Annotated in this window: 13 protein-coding genes; 11 read left to right on the plus strand and 2 right to left on the minus strand. The window is 38.2% G+C overall.

The features are described from left to right. Window positions 1-5 precede the first annotated feature (5 nt). From DSM03_RS17945 to DSM03_RS17965, 5 genes are all read left to right on the plus strand, one after another. Entirely contained in the window at window positions 6-1,589 is a 1,584-nt protein-coding gene (locus tag DSM03_RS17945; RefSeq protein ID WP_128762933.1) for a fibronectin type III domain-containing protein, read from the plus strand. Between the two features lie 10 nt (window positions 1,590-1,599). Further along, on the plus strand, window positions 1,600-2,643 hold the full coding sequence (locus tag DSM03_RS17950) for an alkaline phosphatase family protein (protein WP_128762934.1): 1,044 nt from the start codon (window positions 1,600-1,602) through the stop codon (window positions 2,641-2,643). A gap of 151 nt (window positions 2,644-2,794) precedes the next feature. Beyond that, complete coding sequence (locus DSM03_RS17955) at window positions 2,795-4,072, plus strand: DUF5690 family protein (RefSeq protein ID WP_201740479.1); 1,278 nt, start codon at window positions 2,795-2,797, stop codon at window positions 4,070-4,072. Further along, entirely contained in the window at window positions 4,062-5,216 is a 1,155-nt protein-coding gene (locus DSM03_RS17960; RefSeq protein ID WP_128762935.1) for a TIGR03364 family FAD-dependent oxidoreductase, read from the plus strand. The genes DSM03_RS17955 and DSM03_RS17960 overlap by 11 nt, the downstream gene beginning before the upstream one ends. 5 nt (window positions 5,217-5,221) lie before the next feature. After that, window positions 5,222-5,905, plus strand: a complete 684-nt coding sequence (locus DSM03_RS17965) for a phosphonatase-like hydrolase (RefSeq protein ID WP_128762936.1) — start codon at window positions 5,222-5,224, stop codon at window positions 5,903-5,905. A 29-nt stretch (window positions 5,906-5,934) separates the two neighbouring features. Here the strand turns inward: DSM03_RS17965 and DSM03_RS17970 are convergent, their stop codons facing one another. Beyond that, the gene (locus DSM03_RS17970; protein ID WP_128762937.1) at window positions 5,935-6,516 is read right to left on the minus strand and encodes a helix-turn-helix domain-containing protein; all 582 of its coding nucleotides are present in this window, start codon (window positions 6,514-6,516) and stop codon (window positions 5,935-5,937) included. Between the two features lie 771 nt (window positions 6,517-7,287). Continuing rightward, window positions 7,288-7,524 carry a hypothetical protein gene (locus DSM03_RS17980; protein ID WP_128762938.1) on the minus strand — a complete coding sequence of 79 codons (237 nt, stop codon included), beginning with the start codon at window positions 7,522-7,524 and terminating at the stop codon, window positions 7,288-7,290. A 277-nt stretch (window positions 7,525-7,801) separates the two neighbouring features. On the opposite strand from DSM03_RS17980, the gene DSM03_RS17985 reads away from it, so the two are divergent. The 6 genes from DSM03_RS17985 to DSM03_RS18010 all read left to right on the plus strand — a co-directional run bounded on the left by DSM03_RS17985 (window position 7,802) and on the right by DSM03_RS18010 (window position 15,555). Further along, window positions 7,802-8,134: an ArsR/SmtB family transcription factor gene (locus DSM03_RS17985; RefSeq protein WP_128762939.1), complete on the plus strand. Its 333-nt coding sequence runs from the start codon at window positions 7,802-7,804 to the stop codon at window positions 8,132-8,134. Window positions 8,135-8,180: 46 nt separating this feature from the next. Further along, window positions 8,181-8,648 (plus strand): DUF6428 family protein, encoded by a 468-nt coding sequence (locus DSM03_RS17990; protein ID WP_128762940.1) that lies wholly within the window; start codon window positions 8,181-8,183, stop codon window positions 8,646-8,648. A 15-nt stretch (window positions 8,649-8,663) separates the two neighbouring features. Beyond that, a complete protein-coding gene (locus DSM03_RS17995) occupies window positions 8,664-9,293 on the plus strand; it encodes a low molecular weight phosphatase family protein (RefSeq protein ID WP_128762941.1) in 630 nt (209 codons plus the stop codon). A gap of 324 nt (window positions 9,294-9,617) precedes the next feature. Continuing rightward, a complete protein-coding gene (locus tag DSM03_RS18000) occupies window positions 9,618-10,760 on the plus strand; it encodes an efflux RND transporter periplasmic adaptor subunit (protein WP_236638954.1) in 1,143 nt (380 codons plus the stop codon). Window positions 10,761-10,823: 63 nt separating this feature from the next. After that, window positions 10,824-14,015 carry an efflux RND transporter permease subunit gene (locus DSM03_RS18005; protein ID WP_128762942.1) on the plus strand — a complete coding sequence of 1,064 codons (3,192 nt, stop codon included), beginning with the start codon at window positions 10,824-10,826 and terminating at the stop codon, window positions 14,013-14,015. A 10-nt stretch (window positions 14,016-14,025) separates the two neighbouring features. Next, on the plus strand, window positions 14,026-15,555 hold the full coding sequence (locus DSM03_RS18010; RefSeq protein ID WP_128762943.1) for a TolC family protein: 1,530 nt from the start codon (window positions 14,026-14,028) through the stop codon (window positions 15,553-15,555). Window positions 15,556-15,793: the final 238 nt, after the last annotated feature.

Here is a 15,793-nt window from a genome sequence, read left to right on the forward strand (position 1 = left end):
AGACAATGAAACACATCATAGTTCTTAGCCTGTTTATTATCAGTTTTTGCACCCATACGCAGGCCCAACAAAATAGTTTTCTGGTACATCCTTATTTGCAGGATGCAGAGCCCACATCAATTCGTATAAAATGGGAAACCGAGTTTAAGGGAGAAAGCATCGTAGAATGGGGCTTAACAGCAAAACTGGGAAACAAAACTACAGGTACCTCCAGTAAAGTGAATTTTGGAGAATCGCGCTTACATGAAGTTCAGCTTACCGGTTTAGAGCGCTTCACCACCTATTTTTACCGAGTTAAAACCGGAAAACTTCGATCTGATATTCTTCAGTTTAAAACCCCTCCATTTTCTGGTGAAGCAGCCTCCTTTAATCTGATCGCTATGAGCGATATGCAAATAGACCGCAGTCAACCAGATAAATTCAGTGAAGTCGTCAATGAAGGTATTCTCAAGTATCTGGAGCAGCAATTTGACGGAAAAGTTCCAGACAATTTAGCTTTGGTGATGATTCCCGGGGATCTTGTGGCTCAGGGAAGCAATTATGAGCAGTGGCAAACCGATTTCTTCAGACCTTCAGAAAAACTTTTCTCACAAGTTCCTGTATATCCCGTCCCCGGAAATCACGAACAAAACGCTCAGTTTTTCTTTAAATACTTCAGCCTGCCCGAAAACGGAGACCCTGCTTATTCGGAGCACTGGTGGTACAAAGATTATGGTAACATACGAATTATTGGGTTAGATTCTAATGAAGGGTATCGCGATATGCGACAACAATACGAATGGCTTGAACAGGTATTGAAAGACACCGAAACTGAAGAAGACATTGATTTTGTTTTTGCTCAACTACATCATCCGTATAAGTCAGAATTATGGATTCCGGGGGAAGAAGAAACCACCGGAAAAGTGGTTAAGATGCTTGAAGCTTTTTCAGATAAAACCGGTAAACCCAGCGTTCATTTTTTTGGTCATACACACGGGTATTCCCGTGGACAATCACGCGATCACAATCACTTGTGGGTAAATGTAGCATCAGCTGGTGGTTCTATAGACAACTGGGGCGAGTTTGAAGGTCGCGATTATGACGAATTTACCGTTACCCAAGATGAATATGGTTTTGTGATGATAAATGTAGATCCCAATCCTGCAGATCCTAAGATCAGTCTCAAACGCATCAGCCGCGGTAATGTTCAACATCCTAAAAACAATGCGGTAACTGATAGTATCACTGTTTATAAACTGAATCAAAAGCCCGATGCACCTGTTGGGGTCTCTCCTAAAAAAGAAACTGTAGACATCACTGCTATCACGCTAAAAGCGTCTGCCTTTAGCGGAGGAAGAGTTTCTAGTAAACATACCGCATCGCACTGGCAAGTGTCTACAACACCCGACTTTGAAAAACTGATTAAAGACAGTTGGAAACAAAATGAAAATTGGTATTACAAAGAAAACAGGCAAAAGGGTGATGACCTTACAGATGAAGATTTATCCCGCTTAAAACCCGCAACTACCTACTATTGGCGAGTTCGGTATCGGGATCAATATCTGGGATGGAGTGACTGGTCTGAAACCCTGACTTTTAAAACTAAATAAAGATTCCGATATGCATATTAGAAAAGTAATGCTACTGCTCCTTCTGGCTGGCTTGAGTGTTTTTAAAACGCAAGCTCAAAACAAAGAAGACCAAAAAGTCATTTTGATCACATTAGACGGATTTCGCTGGCAAGAACTGTTTACCGGTGCCGATCCTAAACTCATTAGCAACCCTGAATATGTTCATGATACCACAGCTTTAAAGTCCAAATTCTGGCGGGAAACCAAAGCTGAACGCCGAGAAGCCTTATTACCTTTTATTTGGAATGAGGTAGTCCATCACGGGGAAATTCACGGAAATAGAGAATCTGGAAGCAAGGTTAACCTAACCAACACGATGTGGTTTTCTTATCCCGGTTATAACGAGATCCTTACAGGTAAAGCAGATGATAAAAATATCAAGAGTAATGATAAGATCTATAACCCTAATGTAACCATCCTGGAAGAATTAAATAATACTTCAAAATACAAAGGCAAGGTTGCTGCTTTTACCAGTTGGGATGTTTTCCCATATATTATTAATGATAAACGCAGTGGTATTCCTGTAAATGCAGCTTTCGATCCGGCTACAGATACGCCTTTATCAGACCGGGAAATCTTCCTCAATAAATTACAAAAAGAGATACCGAGTCCGTGGGGAAGTGTACGTCTGGATGCGTTTACTCACAATTATGCCTTAGCATATATGCAAAAAAATCATCCAAGTCTGGTTTATATAGCCTACGGCGAAACAGACGATTTTGCACATGATGGGGAATATGATGCCTATTTGAATTCGGCACACACCACAGACACAATGCTGAAAGAGGTTTGGGAATATGTTCAGGCCGATGCATTCTATAAAGATCAAACTACCCTGATCATCACTACAGATCACGGGCGTGGAACAGAACCTCTAGAAACCTGGAAAAGTCACGGAAGCGATATCAAAGGTGCAGATCAGACCTGGCTCATAATTTTCGGAGCTGGTGCTGATCAAAAAGGAGCTATTCAAAACGAAGAACAGATCTATACTACTGAAGTTGTTAAACACATCAAGCAAAAATTAAATTAGTTTACAAATAAGAAATAAAATAAAACATTAAAACTGTAAATTTTAATATAAGTAAACTTTTAAATAGATTTGTTACTGCTTGTTTATTTATATTTTAAACTGCGGTCGGGGGTTTATTCTTAAACTTTTGACCAGATTATTAAAACCCACTATGCCCATCAAAAAACAAGATCTTGCATTTATTAGTCGTGCGTCTCTGGCTGCATTTGGTGCGTATTTCTGTATGTATGCATTTAGAAAACCTTTTGCAGTTGCAACTTTTGAACACCTAAGTGTTCTGGGAATCGATTATAAAATCCTGCTCATTATCGCTCAGGTTTTGGGTTATATGCTCTCCAAATTTATTGGGATCAAAGTAATTTCTGAATTAAAGTCAAAGCAACGCCTCACCTATTTGTTAGCACTCATAGGTATTTCTGAAATTGCGCTCCTCCTTTTTGGTTTTGTTCCGCAGCCCTATAATATTTTATTCATGATTCTCAATGGTCTGCCTTTGGGAATGATTTGGGGCATTGTGTTTTCCTACTTGGAAGGACGAAAATTCACCGAAATACTAGGAGTCATTTTATGCACCAGTTTTATTGTTTCAAGCGGCGTGGTAAAATCTATTGGTTTATATGTTATGGCCTTCTGGGAAGTTTCCCAGTTTTGGATGCCTGCAGTAACCGGAGCTTTATTTCTCATCCCTTTAATGTTTTTTGCCAGACTTTTAGAAACGATCTCCCCTCCTACAGCTGAAGACGAGTCCTTACGCGTTGCCCGCGTTCCTATGAATAAAACAGCACGTAAAGAAGTGCTCAAGCAATTTGCATTACCACTTTTTATTCTGATACTATTCTACGTTAGTTTAACTGCTTTTAGAGACCTCAGGGATAATTACGCCCGAGAGCTATGGGATGATCTGGGTTATGCCGGGGATATTGCGGTATACAGCACCTCTGAGCTGGCTGTAGCGCTTCTTGTTTTGATTATTCTGGCTTCTGTCTATGCGATAAAAGATAACCTCAAAGCCTTGCTCACCTATCATGGTATATTACTAATCGGTACGTTTTCGGTAGGTATTGCAACATTTTTATTACAGTCTGAAATACTCGATCCGTTTTATTGGATGGTAATCTCCGGTTTTGGTTTGTACATCTGCTACGTCCCGTTTAACGCCTTATTTTTTGACCGGTTTATCGCTGCATTTCGCATAAAGGGAAATGCCGGCTTTCTAATTTATCTTGCAGATGCTTTTGGATATCTGGGGAGTATGGGTGTTCTGCTTTATAAAAACTTCGGGATGAACGCACGATCATGGCTGTCCTTTTTTATCAACGGAGCCTACCTACTTTCTGTACTGGGTACCTGTAGTGTTATCCTTTCTTATTTCTATTTAAAAAACAAACACCGCAACACCAATCTTAATGTTTTAATTTATGAAAACTAAATATGACCTTCTTATCGTAGGTGGAGGTGTTCTGGGTACTTTTCATGCCTACCATGCTTTAAACAAAGGGTTGCGTGTCGCTATTTTGGAGCAAAGCCTGATGCCACAAGGTGCAACCACGCGTAATTTTGGTCAGGTGGTACCTTCAGGAATGAATACCAAGTGGCAAAACTATGGTCGGGAAAGTCTGCGTATTTACCAAGAAATTCAAGAGCTTTTTGATATTACGATTCGTCAAAATGGTTCTGTATACCTCGCATCTAATCCTGAAGAACTGCAGCTTATTGAAGAACTGGCGGTGATCAATAAAACGAATAACTATACTTCTAAGCTACTCACCAAAGCAGAATGTTTGAAAAAATATCCCGGTTTACGAGCAAATTATGTCAAAGCAGGCTTGTTTTTTCCTGATGAAGTTACGGTAGAGCCGCGCACGATGATTCACCGTTTACAACAATTTCTGGTGACTCAAAAAAAACTGGATTTATTTACAAATACAAAGGTCATACACATTGATCAAAGCACTGATGAAGTTGCCATCACTACTGCAGCTGGAAACACTTTTAAAGCTGCTCAAGCATTAATCTGTAACGGAAGTGATTTTAAAACACTTTACCCACAGCTTTTTGCAGATAGTGACTTGCAGCTCTCTAAATTGCAAATGCTACAAACTAAACCACAGCAAAATTATAAACTTCCCGGTTCTATTTTAACTGGCTTGTCTATCCGTCGTTACGAAGCCTATTATGAATGTCCCTCATTTAAAGAAATAAAAGCTAAAGAAGATCCACATAGTTTAGAGAAGAAATGGGGCGTTCATATTCTGTTTAAACAAGCTGTAGATGGTTCTGTTATTTTAGGGGATTCTCATGAATATGCTGATGCTGATCGTATGGAAGATTTAGGGTATGACCTGAATATGGATATAGACAATTTTATGATCGCTGAAGCTCAAAAAATCATTGACCTGCCTACCTATGAAATTCAGGATCGCTGGTATGGGATTTACTCCCAATGTAAGACACAAGATATTTTTTTGAAAACTTTAGGAGAGCGCATTCACATCGCTACCGGAATTGGAGGAAAAGGAATGACCGGAAGCGCAGGATTCTCAAAAGAACACCTCAACACGATACTTAATTAAAACGTATGAATACTATAAAATTGGTCGTTTTTGATATGGCAGGCACCACCGTAAATGAAAATAATATTGTGTACAAAACCGTACAGAAAGTCATCAATGACTTAGGTTACACGGTAAGTCTTGATGCTGTTTTGGAGTTTGGTGCCGGTAAGGAAAAACATCAGGCGATTACCGATGTTTTACAAAACTGTACACATTGTACTGCTGTACAAGAAGCAGCAGCAGCTGCTTTTGTGGCCTTCAAACCCGAATTAGAAGTCGCTTATGACACGCTCGAAATAGGCACTTTTGCCGGAATGCTTCCTTTCTTTAAGAAGCTGAAAAATCACAATATTAAGGTGGTTCTCAATACCGGTTATGATTTTAAAACCGCAACAAAATTACTGGCTAAGCTAGAGTGGCATGTAGGTGAAGAAATAGATATGCTCATCACAGCCGATGCTGTTGAAGTTGGAAGACCGGCCCCTGATATGATTCACAAAGCCATGCAGCAGTTTGGGATTACCGATCCTTCTCAGGTGCTCAAAGCAGGAGATTCTCAAATAGATATCATAGAAGGAAAAAATGCCAACTGTGGTTTAACCATAGGTGTTTTAAGCGGAGCACAAACTAAAGAACAATTAGAAGCTGCAAAGCCAGATTACATTCTTAAGGTAATAACTGAGCTTGAAGGCATATTATTGAATTAACCCAGTCTTTTAAAATGTTGAAAGCACGCTTAGCTTTCAATGTCTTTTAAATAAAAGTAAAGAACAAGCATAGCAGTAGGGACCTCACTGCGGTTGATGGGTACATGTGGAATTCTCCCGTCGAAAAATATGGAGTCCCCTTCGTGCAAAGTTACTTCCTCATCACCAATGTTGTAAACACAACTTCCAGAGAGCATATACTTAAATTCATAGGCATCGGTTTCTACTTTACTACGTTCAGAACCGGGTTGAATTTCAAGCAAAACTGCCTCAAAAGCTATAGAAGCAAGTGATTTGCCAAAAATAGATTTATACTGAAAGCCTTTAGCATCATCTTCTTTTTCTAGTAAGGAATGTTCTGCTTTGCGAGAAACAATAAAAGAAGTTTTTCCGCTTTGCGGAAGACTATTAAAAAAAGCAGCTACTTCGATCTCTAAAGCATTGATGATATTTAACAATACCGGCAACGAGGGTATTGTCCTTCCGTTTTCTATACGCGAAATGAGTCCATTACTTACATCTGCTTGGGTTGCAACCGTACTAATGGTAAATCCTTTATCTTTTCTGATTTCTCGAATGCGCTTCCCGATTCCAATTATGTAGTCTTCCAAATCTTTAGTTTTTACTATTTGTAAATATCCAAAATGTTTTAGGATTCGGTTGACTTCCTGGCATTTTTTGAATCAATCTATATATCAATTTATTCTAAACAGCACATTGCCACGTTTTAAAAAAACTATATAGATCAGATAGCAGGGTAGCCCTCCATTTTAACTACCTGCTTTAAGGTAGTCTGGTTCAAATATACTTCTGGGCTATACTGAGGTGAAACTAATTTTATACCATATTCACCCACTGAAAATGTGGTAAAGTGTGGTTGGAGTGTGGTAGCACTAGGCTTTTTACTGCTCCAAGATGACCAGAAGTGATGAAGGAAAGCAGTACTAAAAAAGACCTAACTGTATCTGAATTCGTACTAGAACAGCAGTCCAGGTTCTAAAAGCAGAGGTGTCAAATTTGATATTACGGTATTTCACAGAACAGAGTCTTATTAGTTCTCCATGCATATCATTACAGACATAATTTTAGAGTTGACCTCTGAATTAAAATTAATTGAAAAGGATTTAAACTTTAAAAAGTTTGAGGGCATTGCGGAATTGGAAGAACAAATAAAAGGACGAATCAATGAACTGAGGTAAAATACAACGCTGCATCTGCTTTAAATTAGAAGACCTATCTATGCTTTGCTAGAATCTGTAGTCACAGACACGAACTATTTTATTTAATACTTTTAGGCCTATCCTTTGGGTAAAACAGACACATAATTCTCATAGAAGGGTAAATCTGATTTAGGTTGGATACACAAAATTCAAGAAGTTTAGTTACTTAAGGATCTCCTCAACATCAATTTCAACTACATATCTTCCCAATTCATATACAAGCTGAAAGGTGGTTTTGCAATCAAATTTTTTCTTGAGTTCTTTAAGTTTTTTTTCAATACTGCTTACGGAATCAGGCTTTTGGCCGAAGTGTCGTAAAACCTTTTTTACTTCTTGAATGTTAGCACCTTGCGCAAGAGCACTGATGATATAGGTTTCATATTCTGTAAGTGTATTCATAATATTCTTCTTTATTAAACCCTGAGCTCAAGCCTCATATCATACCATTGATACGTGTCTAAATCAATTCATAACTACCTTATAATCAAAGATATTGTAAACTTAGATCACTAGCACTATTTTAGCAGGTATTCCTTTTAAAAATCAATTGGTTTGATTTGAAATAAGGTTTGAGTAAAGAATATAATCTGAAAAATCAGATCGTTGATCCCAAAATTCTTCAGACTAGTATGGATTAAATATTTATTAATCGTAATATTGCAATAAATAAATATTAATGGGATTAACGAAGTCAGAAATATTTACATCTCAACAAAACACGATAGCGACGTTTGCTAAAGTTTTTGGTCATCCTGCGCGGGTTGCCATTCTAGAGCATTTGTTTAAGATCAATTCGTGTGTTTGTGGAGACCTTGTGCATGAGATAGGTCTCGCTCAGCCCACCATTTCTCAACATTTAAAAGAATTGAAACAAGTTGGTCTCATAAAGGGAACTATAGAAGGTACCCGTGTTTGCTATTGTATTGACAACGACAAATGGATGGCTATGAAAGCAGTGATACAAGCATTTCTCGATCAAGACTTAACCAAAAATCAAGATTGCTGCTAAAAAATTTGCAGTGATCAATTGTACTATAACAATAAAACTCGTGACCATGAAACTTGCAGAAGTAAAAAACCACCTCAATAATTTAAAAACAATCTCCTTTCAGTTACCTGACGGCGAACTCATACCGGGTCATTTTCACGTTACTGAAGTGGGTAAAGTATCCAAACACTTTATAGATTGTGGGGGTGTTATCAGGAAAGAACAAGTGGTAAACTTTCAATTATGGAATGCTGATGATTACGATCACAGGTTGCATCCTGAGAAGCTGATCCAAATCATTAAACTTTCTGAAGACAAATTAAATATTGATGAAGAGCTAACGGTTGAGGTAGAATATCAAGGTCGTAGCATCGAGACTTTCACGCTTGATTTTGATGGTTCTAACTTCTTACTGCTAAACAAACAAACCGATTGTTTAGCAAAAGATCAATGCGGTGTTCCTGCTGAAAAACCTAAAGTAAAAATGGCTGAACTAAATGCTACTACTTGCACTCCCGGTGGGGGCTGTTGTTAATCTTGAACTATAAAAATGAACACTACAACCCAAGTTTTTAAACAGCTTACAGAAACCATTAATCAACTAGATATTCAGAGCGTTTCTGATGACCGCAAAGCAGTTCTGCAACCTTTAGTAGATTTTATTCAAACTAAAGTAAATGCTCAGGACGAAATTCGCATCAACTTTATTTGCACACACAACTCGAGACGCAGTCACCTCTCTCAAGTCTGGGCGCAAACTATTGCTCGTTTTTTAGCTATTAAAAACGTGAAGTGCTATTCTGGGGGTACTGAAGCCACTGCCCTATTTCCTGTGATTGCACAGACACTTAAAGAAGCTGGTTTTCAAGTCAACCTTCTTTCTACAGGTGAGAATCCGGTGTATAGTATAAAGTATGGTAAAAATGAACATCCTATTCTTGGGTTTTCAAAAAAACTAGATGATGCTTTTAATCCTTCATCAGACTTTGCAGCGGTATTAACATGTGATTCGGCTAATGAGGCTTGCCCGTTTGTTACCGGGGCAACAAAACGTATACCCATAACTTTTGAAGATCCAAAAGCTTTTGACAATACCCCGTTACAAGCTGAAAAATATAAAGAACGCAGTCTTCAGATCGCAACCGAACTGCTATTTATATTTTCACAGATTACTCGTTAAAAAATCCCTTTGATTTCAAAATTTTTCAAACCGCCTGAGTGCGGTTTTTTTTGTTCACATACACTTCAAGAATTATTATAATAAAGGCGCTAAACTCAATAACGACAACGTTTTCGAGACGCTTTGTCATTTTTAAAAGGCTTTATATTTCGCAGAATTTATCCACAAAAGTGTGGATAAATTCTACACTTTTTTTGTGGCATTCTAGAAACTAATTCTTCGATAAAAACGCTAACCCCTTGTAGCGCAAGCATCACAAGCGACCTTCCCTATTTAGGTTTAGTTATTGGTTAACTATAAATGGAAACCTAAATAAAAAATGAAATGAAAAATATGTATACTACTCCGCATAGCTTTAGTTTTTTTGCTTTGCTATTCGGTCTTGTCATTTTAAGCTCTTGTAGAGAAGAAGAAGTTAAAGATGAAGGATTACCACTACCCGTTATTTCTTTAAAAGAAACCAGTGCTGCTAAGAATTTTGAATATGTAGGCTCTATAGAAGGCGTTGAGTCTGTTGAGATTCGTCCACAGGTTGATGGTATTTTAGAAGAAATATATGTTGATGAAGGTGAGTTCGTAAAAAAAGGACAACCTCTATTTAAAGTAAATAGTCAACCATATATGGAAGATTATAAAAATGCGGTAGCTAATGTAAATCTTGAAAAAGCAAAATTAGAAAAGGCTCAAAGTGATGTAGAGCGTCTACAACCCCTTATTGATAATGAAGTGATCTCTGAAGTGCGCATGAAATCTGTAAAAGCAGATTATCAGGTTGCATTATCTTCCCTTCAACAAGCGCAGGCACAAGCTGCAAATATGCGTATCAATCTTGACTTTACAACTATTAAAGCGCCCGTAAATGGTTTTATGGGGCGTATTCCCAAGTCTATAGGAAACGTTGTAAAGCAAACAGATGCTGAACCTCTTACCAACCTGTCTAACGTAAATGATATTTATGTTTACTTTTCTATGAGTGAGTCTGACTATTTATACTTTGAACGTGCAAAAAATGATACCTTATCAAACCGGGTCAACGACGAGGTAAAACTAGTTTTGGCTGATGGTTCTATTTATGAGAACAGCGGTCAGATAGATGCGAATTCTGGTCAGATAGACCGTACTACAGGTTCTATTATGCTTCGTGCAAAATTCAATAACCCTGATACATTATTACGTTCTGGTAATACCGGTAAAATCTTAATGGAAGAGATTTATCCGAATGCGATTCTAGTTCCACAAAGTGCGACTACCTTTATTCAGGATAAAAAGTTTGTATTTATTTTAGATGAAAACAATCTGGCACAGCGTCGCGAAATTATTACTAAAGGACGCTCAGGAGACAACTACATTGTTGATTCAAAAAGCTTATCTCCAGACGATCGTATTGTGCTTTCCGGGATTGATAAACTGGCTAGCGGAATCAAGGTTAAACCCATACAACGCGGTCAGTTGACCAGCAGTCTGTAAACTACACCCAACATTTTTCAAGTAGACTATTTCGTATTTAATCAATACCGAAACAACTAACCTATGTTCAAAAAAATCATAAAAAAACCGGTCTTTACGCTGGTTATCACAATAGTTTTAGTGCTTGCTGGTGCTGCAAGTATCACTTCGTTACCCGTAGAACGTTTCCCAGAGATTGCACCTCCCAGTGTGAGTGTAGCTGTCTATTACCCAGGTGGTAACGCAGAGACCGTTGCAAAGTCGGTTTTGCTTCCCATCGAGGAAGCGCTTAATGGTACCGAAAATATGACCTACGCCAACTCTACCGCTACTAACTCTGGTAGAGGACGTGTTACAATCTACTTTAAGCCGGGGACCGATCCTGATCAGGCTGCAGTAGATATTCAAAATAGAATTTCTGTAATTACTGAAAAAATACCCCCTGAAGTTACTGAGGCTGGTATTTCTGTGACCAAGCGTATGAAAGGTAGTATCATGACGATCAATATCTTCAGTAAAGATTCTACCTACGATGAAACCTTCTTGAATGCCTATACACGTATCAATATACGTCGGGAATTAAAACGGGTTGAAGGTTTAGCCGAAGCTTCAATTCTACGTCAGCGGGATTATGCGATGCGTATCTGGTTGAATCCACAAAAAATGGCTTCGTACAACCTTACTCCGCGTGAAGTTTTCAATCAGATAAAAGATCAAAACTTTGAAGCTGCACCAGGTAAATTCGGGGAAAACTCAGACGAGCTCTTTGAGATCGTAATGAAATACGACGGGCGTTTTAATGAGATTGAAGAATATGAAAATCTTGTTATCAAAACTAATGAAGATGGTGCCCAACTGCATTTAAAAGATATTGCCCGTGTAGAATTTGGTGCTTCTAACTATACCAGTGAAAATAGACTTGACGGAAAAGCTTCGGTTACTATAGATATTGTGCAAATGAATGGGGCGAACGCAAAAACCATTGATGAGCGCATTCGTGAAATACTAGAAGAACAGAAAAAATTATTTCCAGAAGGCATAGATTATGAGATCACATACAGTGTACGTGACCAGATTGATGAATCTATGAGTCAGGTAATGCATACTTTAGTAGAAGCTTTTATTCTGGTTTTTATCGTGGTTTTTATTTTCCTTCAGGATTTTAGAGCAACGATCATTACTGCGATTTCGATTCCGGTTTCCTTATTAGGTACCTTCTTTTTCCTCAATATCATAGGTGCCTCAATGAACGTATTGAGTATGCTATCACTGGTACTGGCCATAGGTATTGTGGTAGATGACGCCATTGTGGTAATGGAAGCCATACACGAGAAAATGACCCATCACGGTCTTTCAGCAAAGCGAGCAGTTTCTGCAGCAATGGATGAAATTACAGGTGCAATTATTTCGATCACGGTTGTGATCGCTGCAGTGTTTCTTCCTGTGGCATTCTTAAGCGGACCTGTAGGGGTATTCTACCAAGAGTTTGCTTATACTATTATTTTTGCGGTTTTAATTTCAGCAATAAATGCATTAACCCTTACTCCTGTTCTAACTAAGATTTTCTTCGGAAAGAAAAAGCGCGATAAGAAAAAACGCGGAATGGCAAAGACTGTTTCTGAAATAAGACAGATTCGTAAGGCTAAAGTAATGCGTCGTAAAGGACTGCGTAAATTTGATTCTGGTTTTGACAAATTCACCGAAAAATACCTAAAAATCGTTCGTTGGTTTTTAGTACATAAATGGGTTGGTGTTGGTGCACTTGCTGCGATAATTGCTGCTACTGTTTTTCTTTCTAAGATTACTCCGAGTGCTTTTATTCCTACAGAAGATGATAACTTTTTGATTTTCTCCATGAAAATGCCAGAAGGTTCTTCATTACACCGTACCAATGCGGCATTGCGTAAAGCAGATTCTATTTTACAACTGGATGAGGCTGTAAAAGGAGTTAATACCGTTTCTGGTTTTAATGTCGTAGATAACGCTAACAGTCCGTCTTCCGGATTAGGTTATGTTCAATTGAAACCCGCTGCAGAGCGCGGTGAGATCACAGAAATTTCAGAAGTGATAGACAACCTTCTTGCAAAACTGAATCAGATAGACGAAACCGATTTTAATATGTACCCACGACCAACGATTCAAGGTTTTGGTAATTTTGATGGCGTGCAGTTTATGCTTCAAGATCGCTCTGATGGGGACTTGGGAGAATTTGGTCAGATTGTAAATGAATTCATCAATACACTGAGTAATGAGAAAGAAGTGGGTAATGCTTTTACAGCTTTTAACCCTAATTTCCCACAATATCGTTTAGATATTGATTACGAAAAAGCAAAGGCTTTAGGAGTTAGTGTAAAAGATATGATGTTTACGGTTCAATCGTATTTTGGCCGGGTACAACCGGGAGATTTTAACAGGTTCAGCAGACAGTATGGTGTGTATATGCAATCTGATATTCAGTTCAGAGAATCTCCGGAATCTTTCAATAGCATTTTTGTGAAAAATGATCGAGGCGAGATGGTACCCGTAAATACGCTTGTAAAATTAGAACAAGCCTATGGACCAGAGGTTGTTAATAGATACAACTTATATAACGCTGCTAAGATCAATGTAACTCCTGCAAAAGGGTATAGTACTGGTGATGTTATGAAGAAAATTGAAGAACTCACCAGCGAGAAACTCCCGGCAACATTGAGCTATGAGTGGACGAGTATGAGTCTTGAGGAGAAGAATTCTGGTGGAGATACCATGATTGTATTTATCATCATCATTCTGTTGGTTTATTTTATTCTGGCTTCTCAATATGAAAGTTTCTTACTTCCGCTTGCGGTGATGCTTTCGCTGCCTGTAGGTATATTTGGTGTATTTGCTGCGATTAATTTAGCTGGCTTAGATAACAACATTTATGTGCAGATAGGTATCATAATGTTGATCGGTTTGCTCGCAAAAAATGCAATTCTGATCGTAGAATTTGTGGCACAGAAAAGACGTTCTGGCTTATCAGCATTTGATGCTGTGCTTAAGGCAAGTGAATTGCGTATCAGACCTATAATCATGACCTCTCTTGCATTTACCGTGGGACTTGTACCGCTAATGTTTGCTGAAGGATCGTCTGCACAGGGTAATCATTCTGTGAGTATAGGTACCGCCGGCGGAATGATAGGTGGTATTGTATTGGGGATCTTTGTGATCCCGGTGATGGCTTATATCTTTCAGATGCTTCATGATAAATACAACCTAGAGCGATTTGGCGATAAAGAAATTGAAGAAGAAAACTAACCTACCTACTATGAAAACGAATAGCAATATATATACAAAAAAAAGAAAGCCGAATATTGGAAACCTCATGAGTAAAGCTGCTTTGTTCTTAATAAGCATACTGGTTTTAGCAAGTTGTAAAGTGGGTGAAAAATATGAGCGACCTCATTTTGAAGAGGTTTCTGAAGAGTTTTATGTAAAAGATTCTATTTTAAATGATTCTCTCGCTGAAGCTTCAGTAATTAGAGACAGTTTGTTGATGTCTAGTATTCCGTGGAGCGATTTTATAGAAGACAGCACGCTTGTAGCGCTTATAGATACTGCTTTAGTAAACAATATAGATTTACAGAAAGCAATGCGTAATATGGATATAGGTTTAGAATATTTAGCGCAGTCTAAAGCTAACTTTCTACCTTCTGTAAATGCAACTCCGGCAGGTTTTGGAAGAGAATATTATTCTGAAAACTTTAATAATTATGGCTCTAATCGGGCGAGAAGAAATCACGGCGAGAATGTACCAACGAGCTTGTATACAGAACGTCTAGAGTATACTTCTGCACTCCAGGCGAATTGGGAAGTAGATATCTGGGGAAAACTGAGATGGCAAAAAGAAGCTGCCCGAGCAGACTTTATGAAAAGTCAGGAATTTAAAAAACTCATACAAACTGAGCTTATTGCAGAAGTTGCTTCAACATATTACAATCTTGTAATGTTGAAGTCTCAAGTTGAAGTTGCGCAGAAAAACTATGCGTTGAACGACAGTACCTTCAATATTGTGAAGCTACAGTATGACGCCGGTGAGACGACCTCTTTGGCACTTCAGCAGACTAAATCGCAACAACTAAAGGCAAAGTCTTTGATTCCACAACTAGAGCGTCAATACACCGTACAAGAAAACAAACTCAATCGCTTATTGGGTAGATCGCCCAGACCTATTGCATTGGATGTAGATTTTGATGAAATTGAATTTCAGAAACGATACAAGACGGGTATTCCTTTAGAACTTATAAAAAACAGACCTGATGTTGCAATGGCAGAATATGAACTTATCTCAAAAAATGCAAGAACCGGTGTTGCTGAAGCTTTAAAATACCCTTCGCTTTCTATTGGTGCGGGACTCGGTTTGAATTCGATGGATCTTAGCAATTTTCTGGATCCTGTAAGTTCTGCTTTTGCATTGCTTAACGGCTCTATTTTTCAGCCTATTTTTAATAACAGAAAACTTAAAACCAATTATCGGGTAGCTTTAACCGAACGTGAAATTGCACAATTGGAATTCAAGGATAATTTGATTGGTGCGGTTGAAGATGTGTCTAATTCATTAACCCGAATTAATAAATTGAAGGAAGAATATAAGATCGCTCAAGAGCGTATCGAAGTCACTCAAAAAGGATTGAAAGATGCTGCGCTACTCTTTAGAGGTGGTTTTGCAAATTACCTTGAAGTTATTACCGCACAGAGTGATGCTTTAGAAAGCGAACTCAATGAAATCAATACTAAAAAACAGATTCTCATTGCAAATATAGAATTGTACCGAAGCCTGGGTGGCGGCTGGAAGTAATTAAACTACTTCAGAACAAGCCCGCGTAGCATTAAATTGAACAATACATATTTAGAATGAGACAAGTCTCGGAGTATTTAAATATCGAGTAATTGTCAAATATAAAAAAGCCCTTACAAAATGTTCTGTAAGGGCTTTTTATGTATTAAGTTTTGAATCTTAAAACTCAAAATTAAAACCTTTTTCCAGGAGTTGTTGATAGGTTTCCGGGTTGAACTGATAGAGTTTAGCGGCTCTG

The organism is Leeuwenhoekiella aestuarii (genome assembly GCF_004104055.1).
GTDB lineage: Bacteria > Bacteroidota > Bacteroidia > Flavobacteriales > Flavobacteriaceae > Leeuwenhoekiella > Leeuwenhoekiella aestuarii.

What these genes read in the sequence shown, in the direction of transcription:
- DSM03_RS17945 (WP_128762933.1), top strand. Translation starts at nt 6, where the DNA reads ATGAAACACATCATAGTTCTTAGCCTGTTTATTATCAGTTTTTGCACC.
- DSM03_RS17950 (WP_128762934.1), top strand. Translation starts at nt 1,600, where the DNA reads ATGCATATTAGAAAAGTAATGCTACTGCTCCTTCTGGCTGGCTTGAGT.
- DSM03_RS17955 (WP_201740479.1), top strand. Translation starts at nt 2,795, where the DNA reads ATGCCCATCAAAAAACAAGATCTTGCATTTATTAGTCGTGCGTCTCTG.
- DSM03_RS17960 (WP_128762935.1), top strand. Translation starts at nt 4,062, where the DNA reads ATGAAAACTAAATATGACCTTCTTATCGTAGGTGGAGGTGTTCTGGGT.
- DSM03_RS17965 (WP_128762936.1), top strand. Translation starts at nt 5,222, where the DNA reads ATGAATACTATAAAATTGGTCGTTTTTGATATGGCAGGCACCACCGTA.
- DSM03_RS17980 (WP_128762938.1), bottom strand. Translation starts at nt 7,524, where the DNA reads ATGAATACACTTACAGAATATGAAACCTATATCATCAGTGCTCTTGCG.
- DSM03_RS17985 (WP_128762939.1), top strand. Translation starts at nt 7,802, where the DNA reads ATGGGATTAACGAAGTCAGAAATATTTACATCTCAACAAAACACGATA.
- DSM03_RS17990 (WP_128762940.1), top strand. Translation starts at nt 8,181, where the DNA reads ATGAAACTTGCAGAAGTAAAAAACCACCTCAATAATTTAAAAACAATC.
- DSM03_RS17995 (WP_128762941.1), top strand. Translation starts at nt 8,664, where the DNA reads ATGAACACTACAACCCAAGTTTTTAAACAGCTTACAGAAACCATTAAT.
- DSM03_RS18000 (WP_236638954.1), top strand. Translation starts at nt 9,618, where the DNA reads ATGAAAAATATGTATACTACTCCGCATAGCTTTAGTTTTTTTGCTTTG.
- DSM03_RS18005 (WP_128762942.1), top strand. Translation starts at nt 10,824, where the DNA reads ATGTTCAAAAAAATCATAAAAAAACCGGTCTTTACGCTGGTTATCACA.
- DSM03_RS18010 (WP_128762943.1), top strand. Translation starts at nt 14,026, where the DNA reads ATGAAAACGAATAGCAATATATATACAAAAAAAAGAAAGCCGAATATT.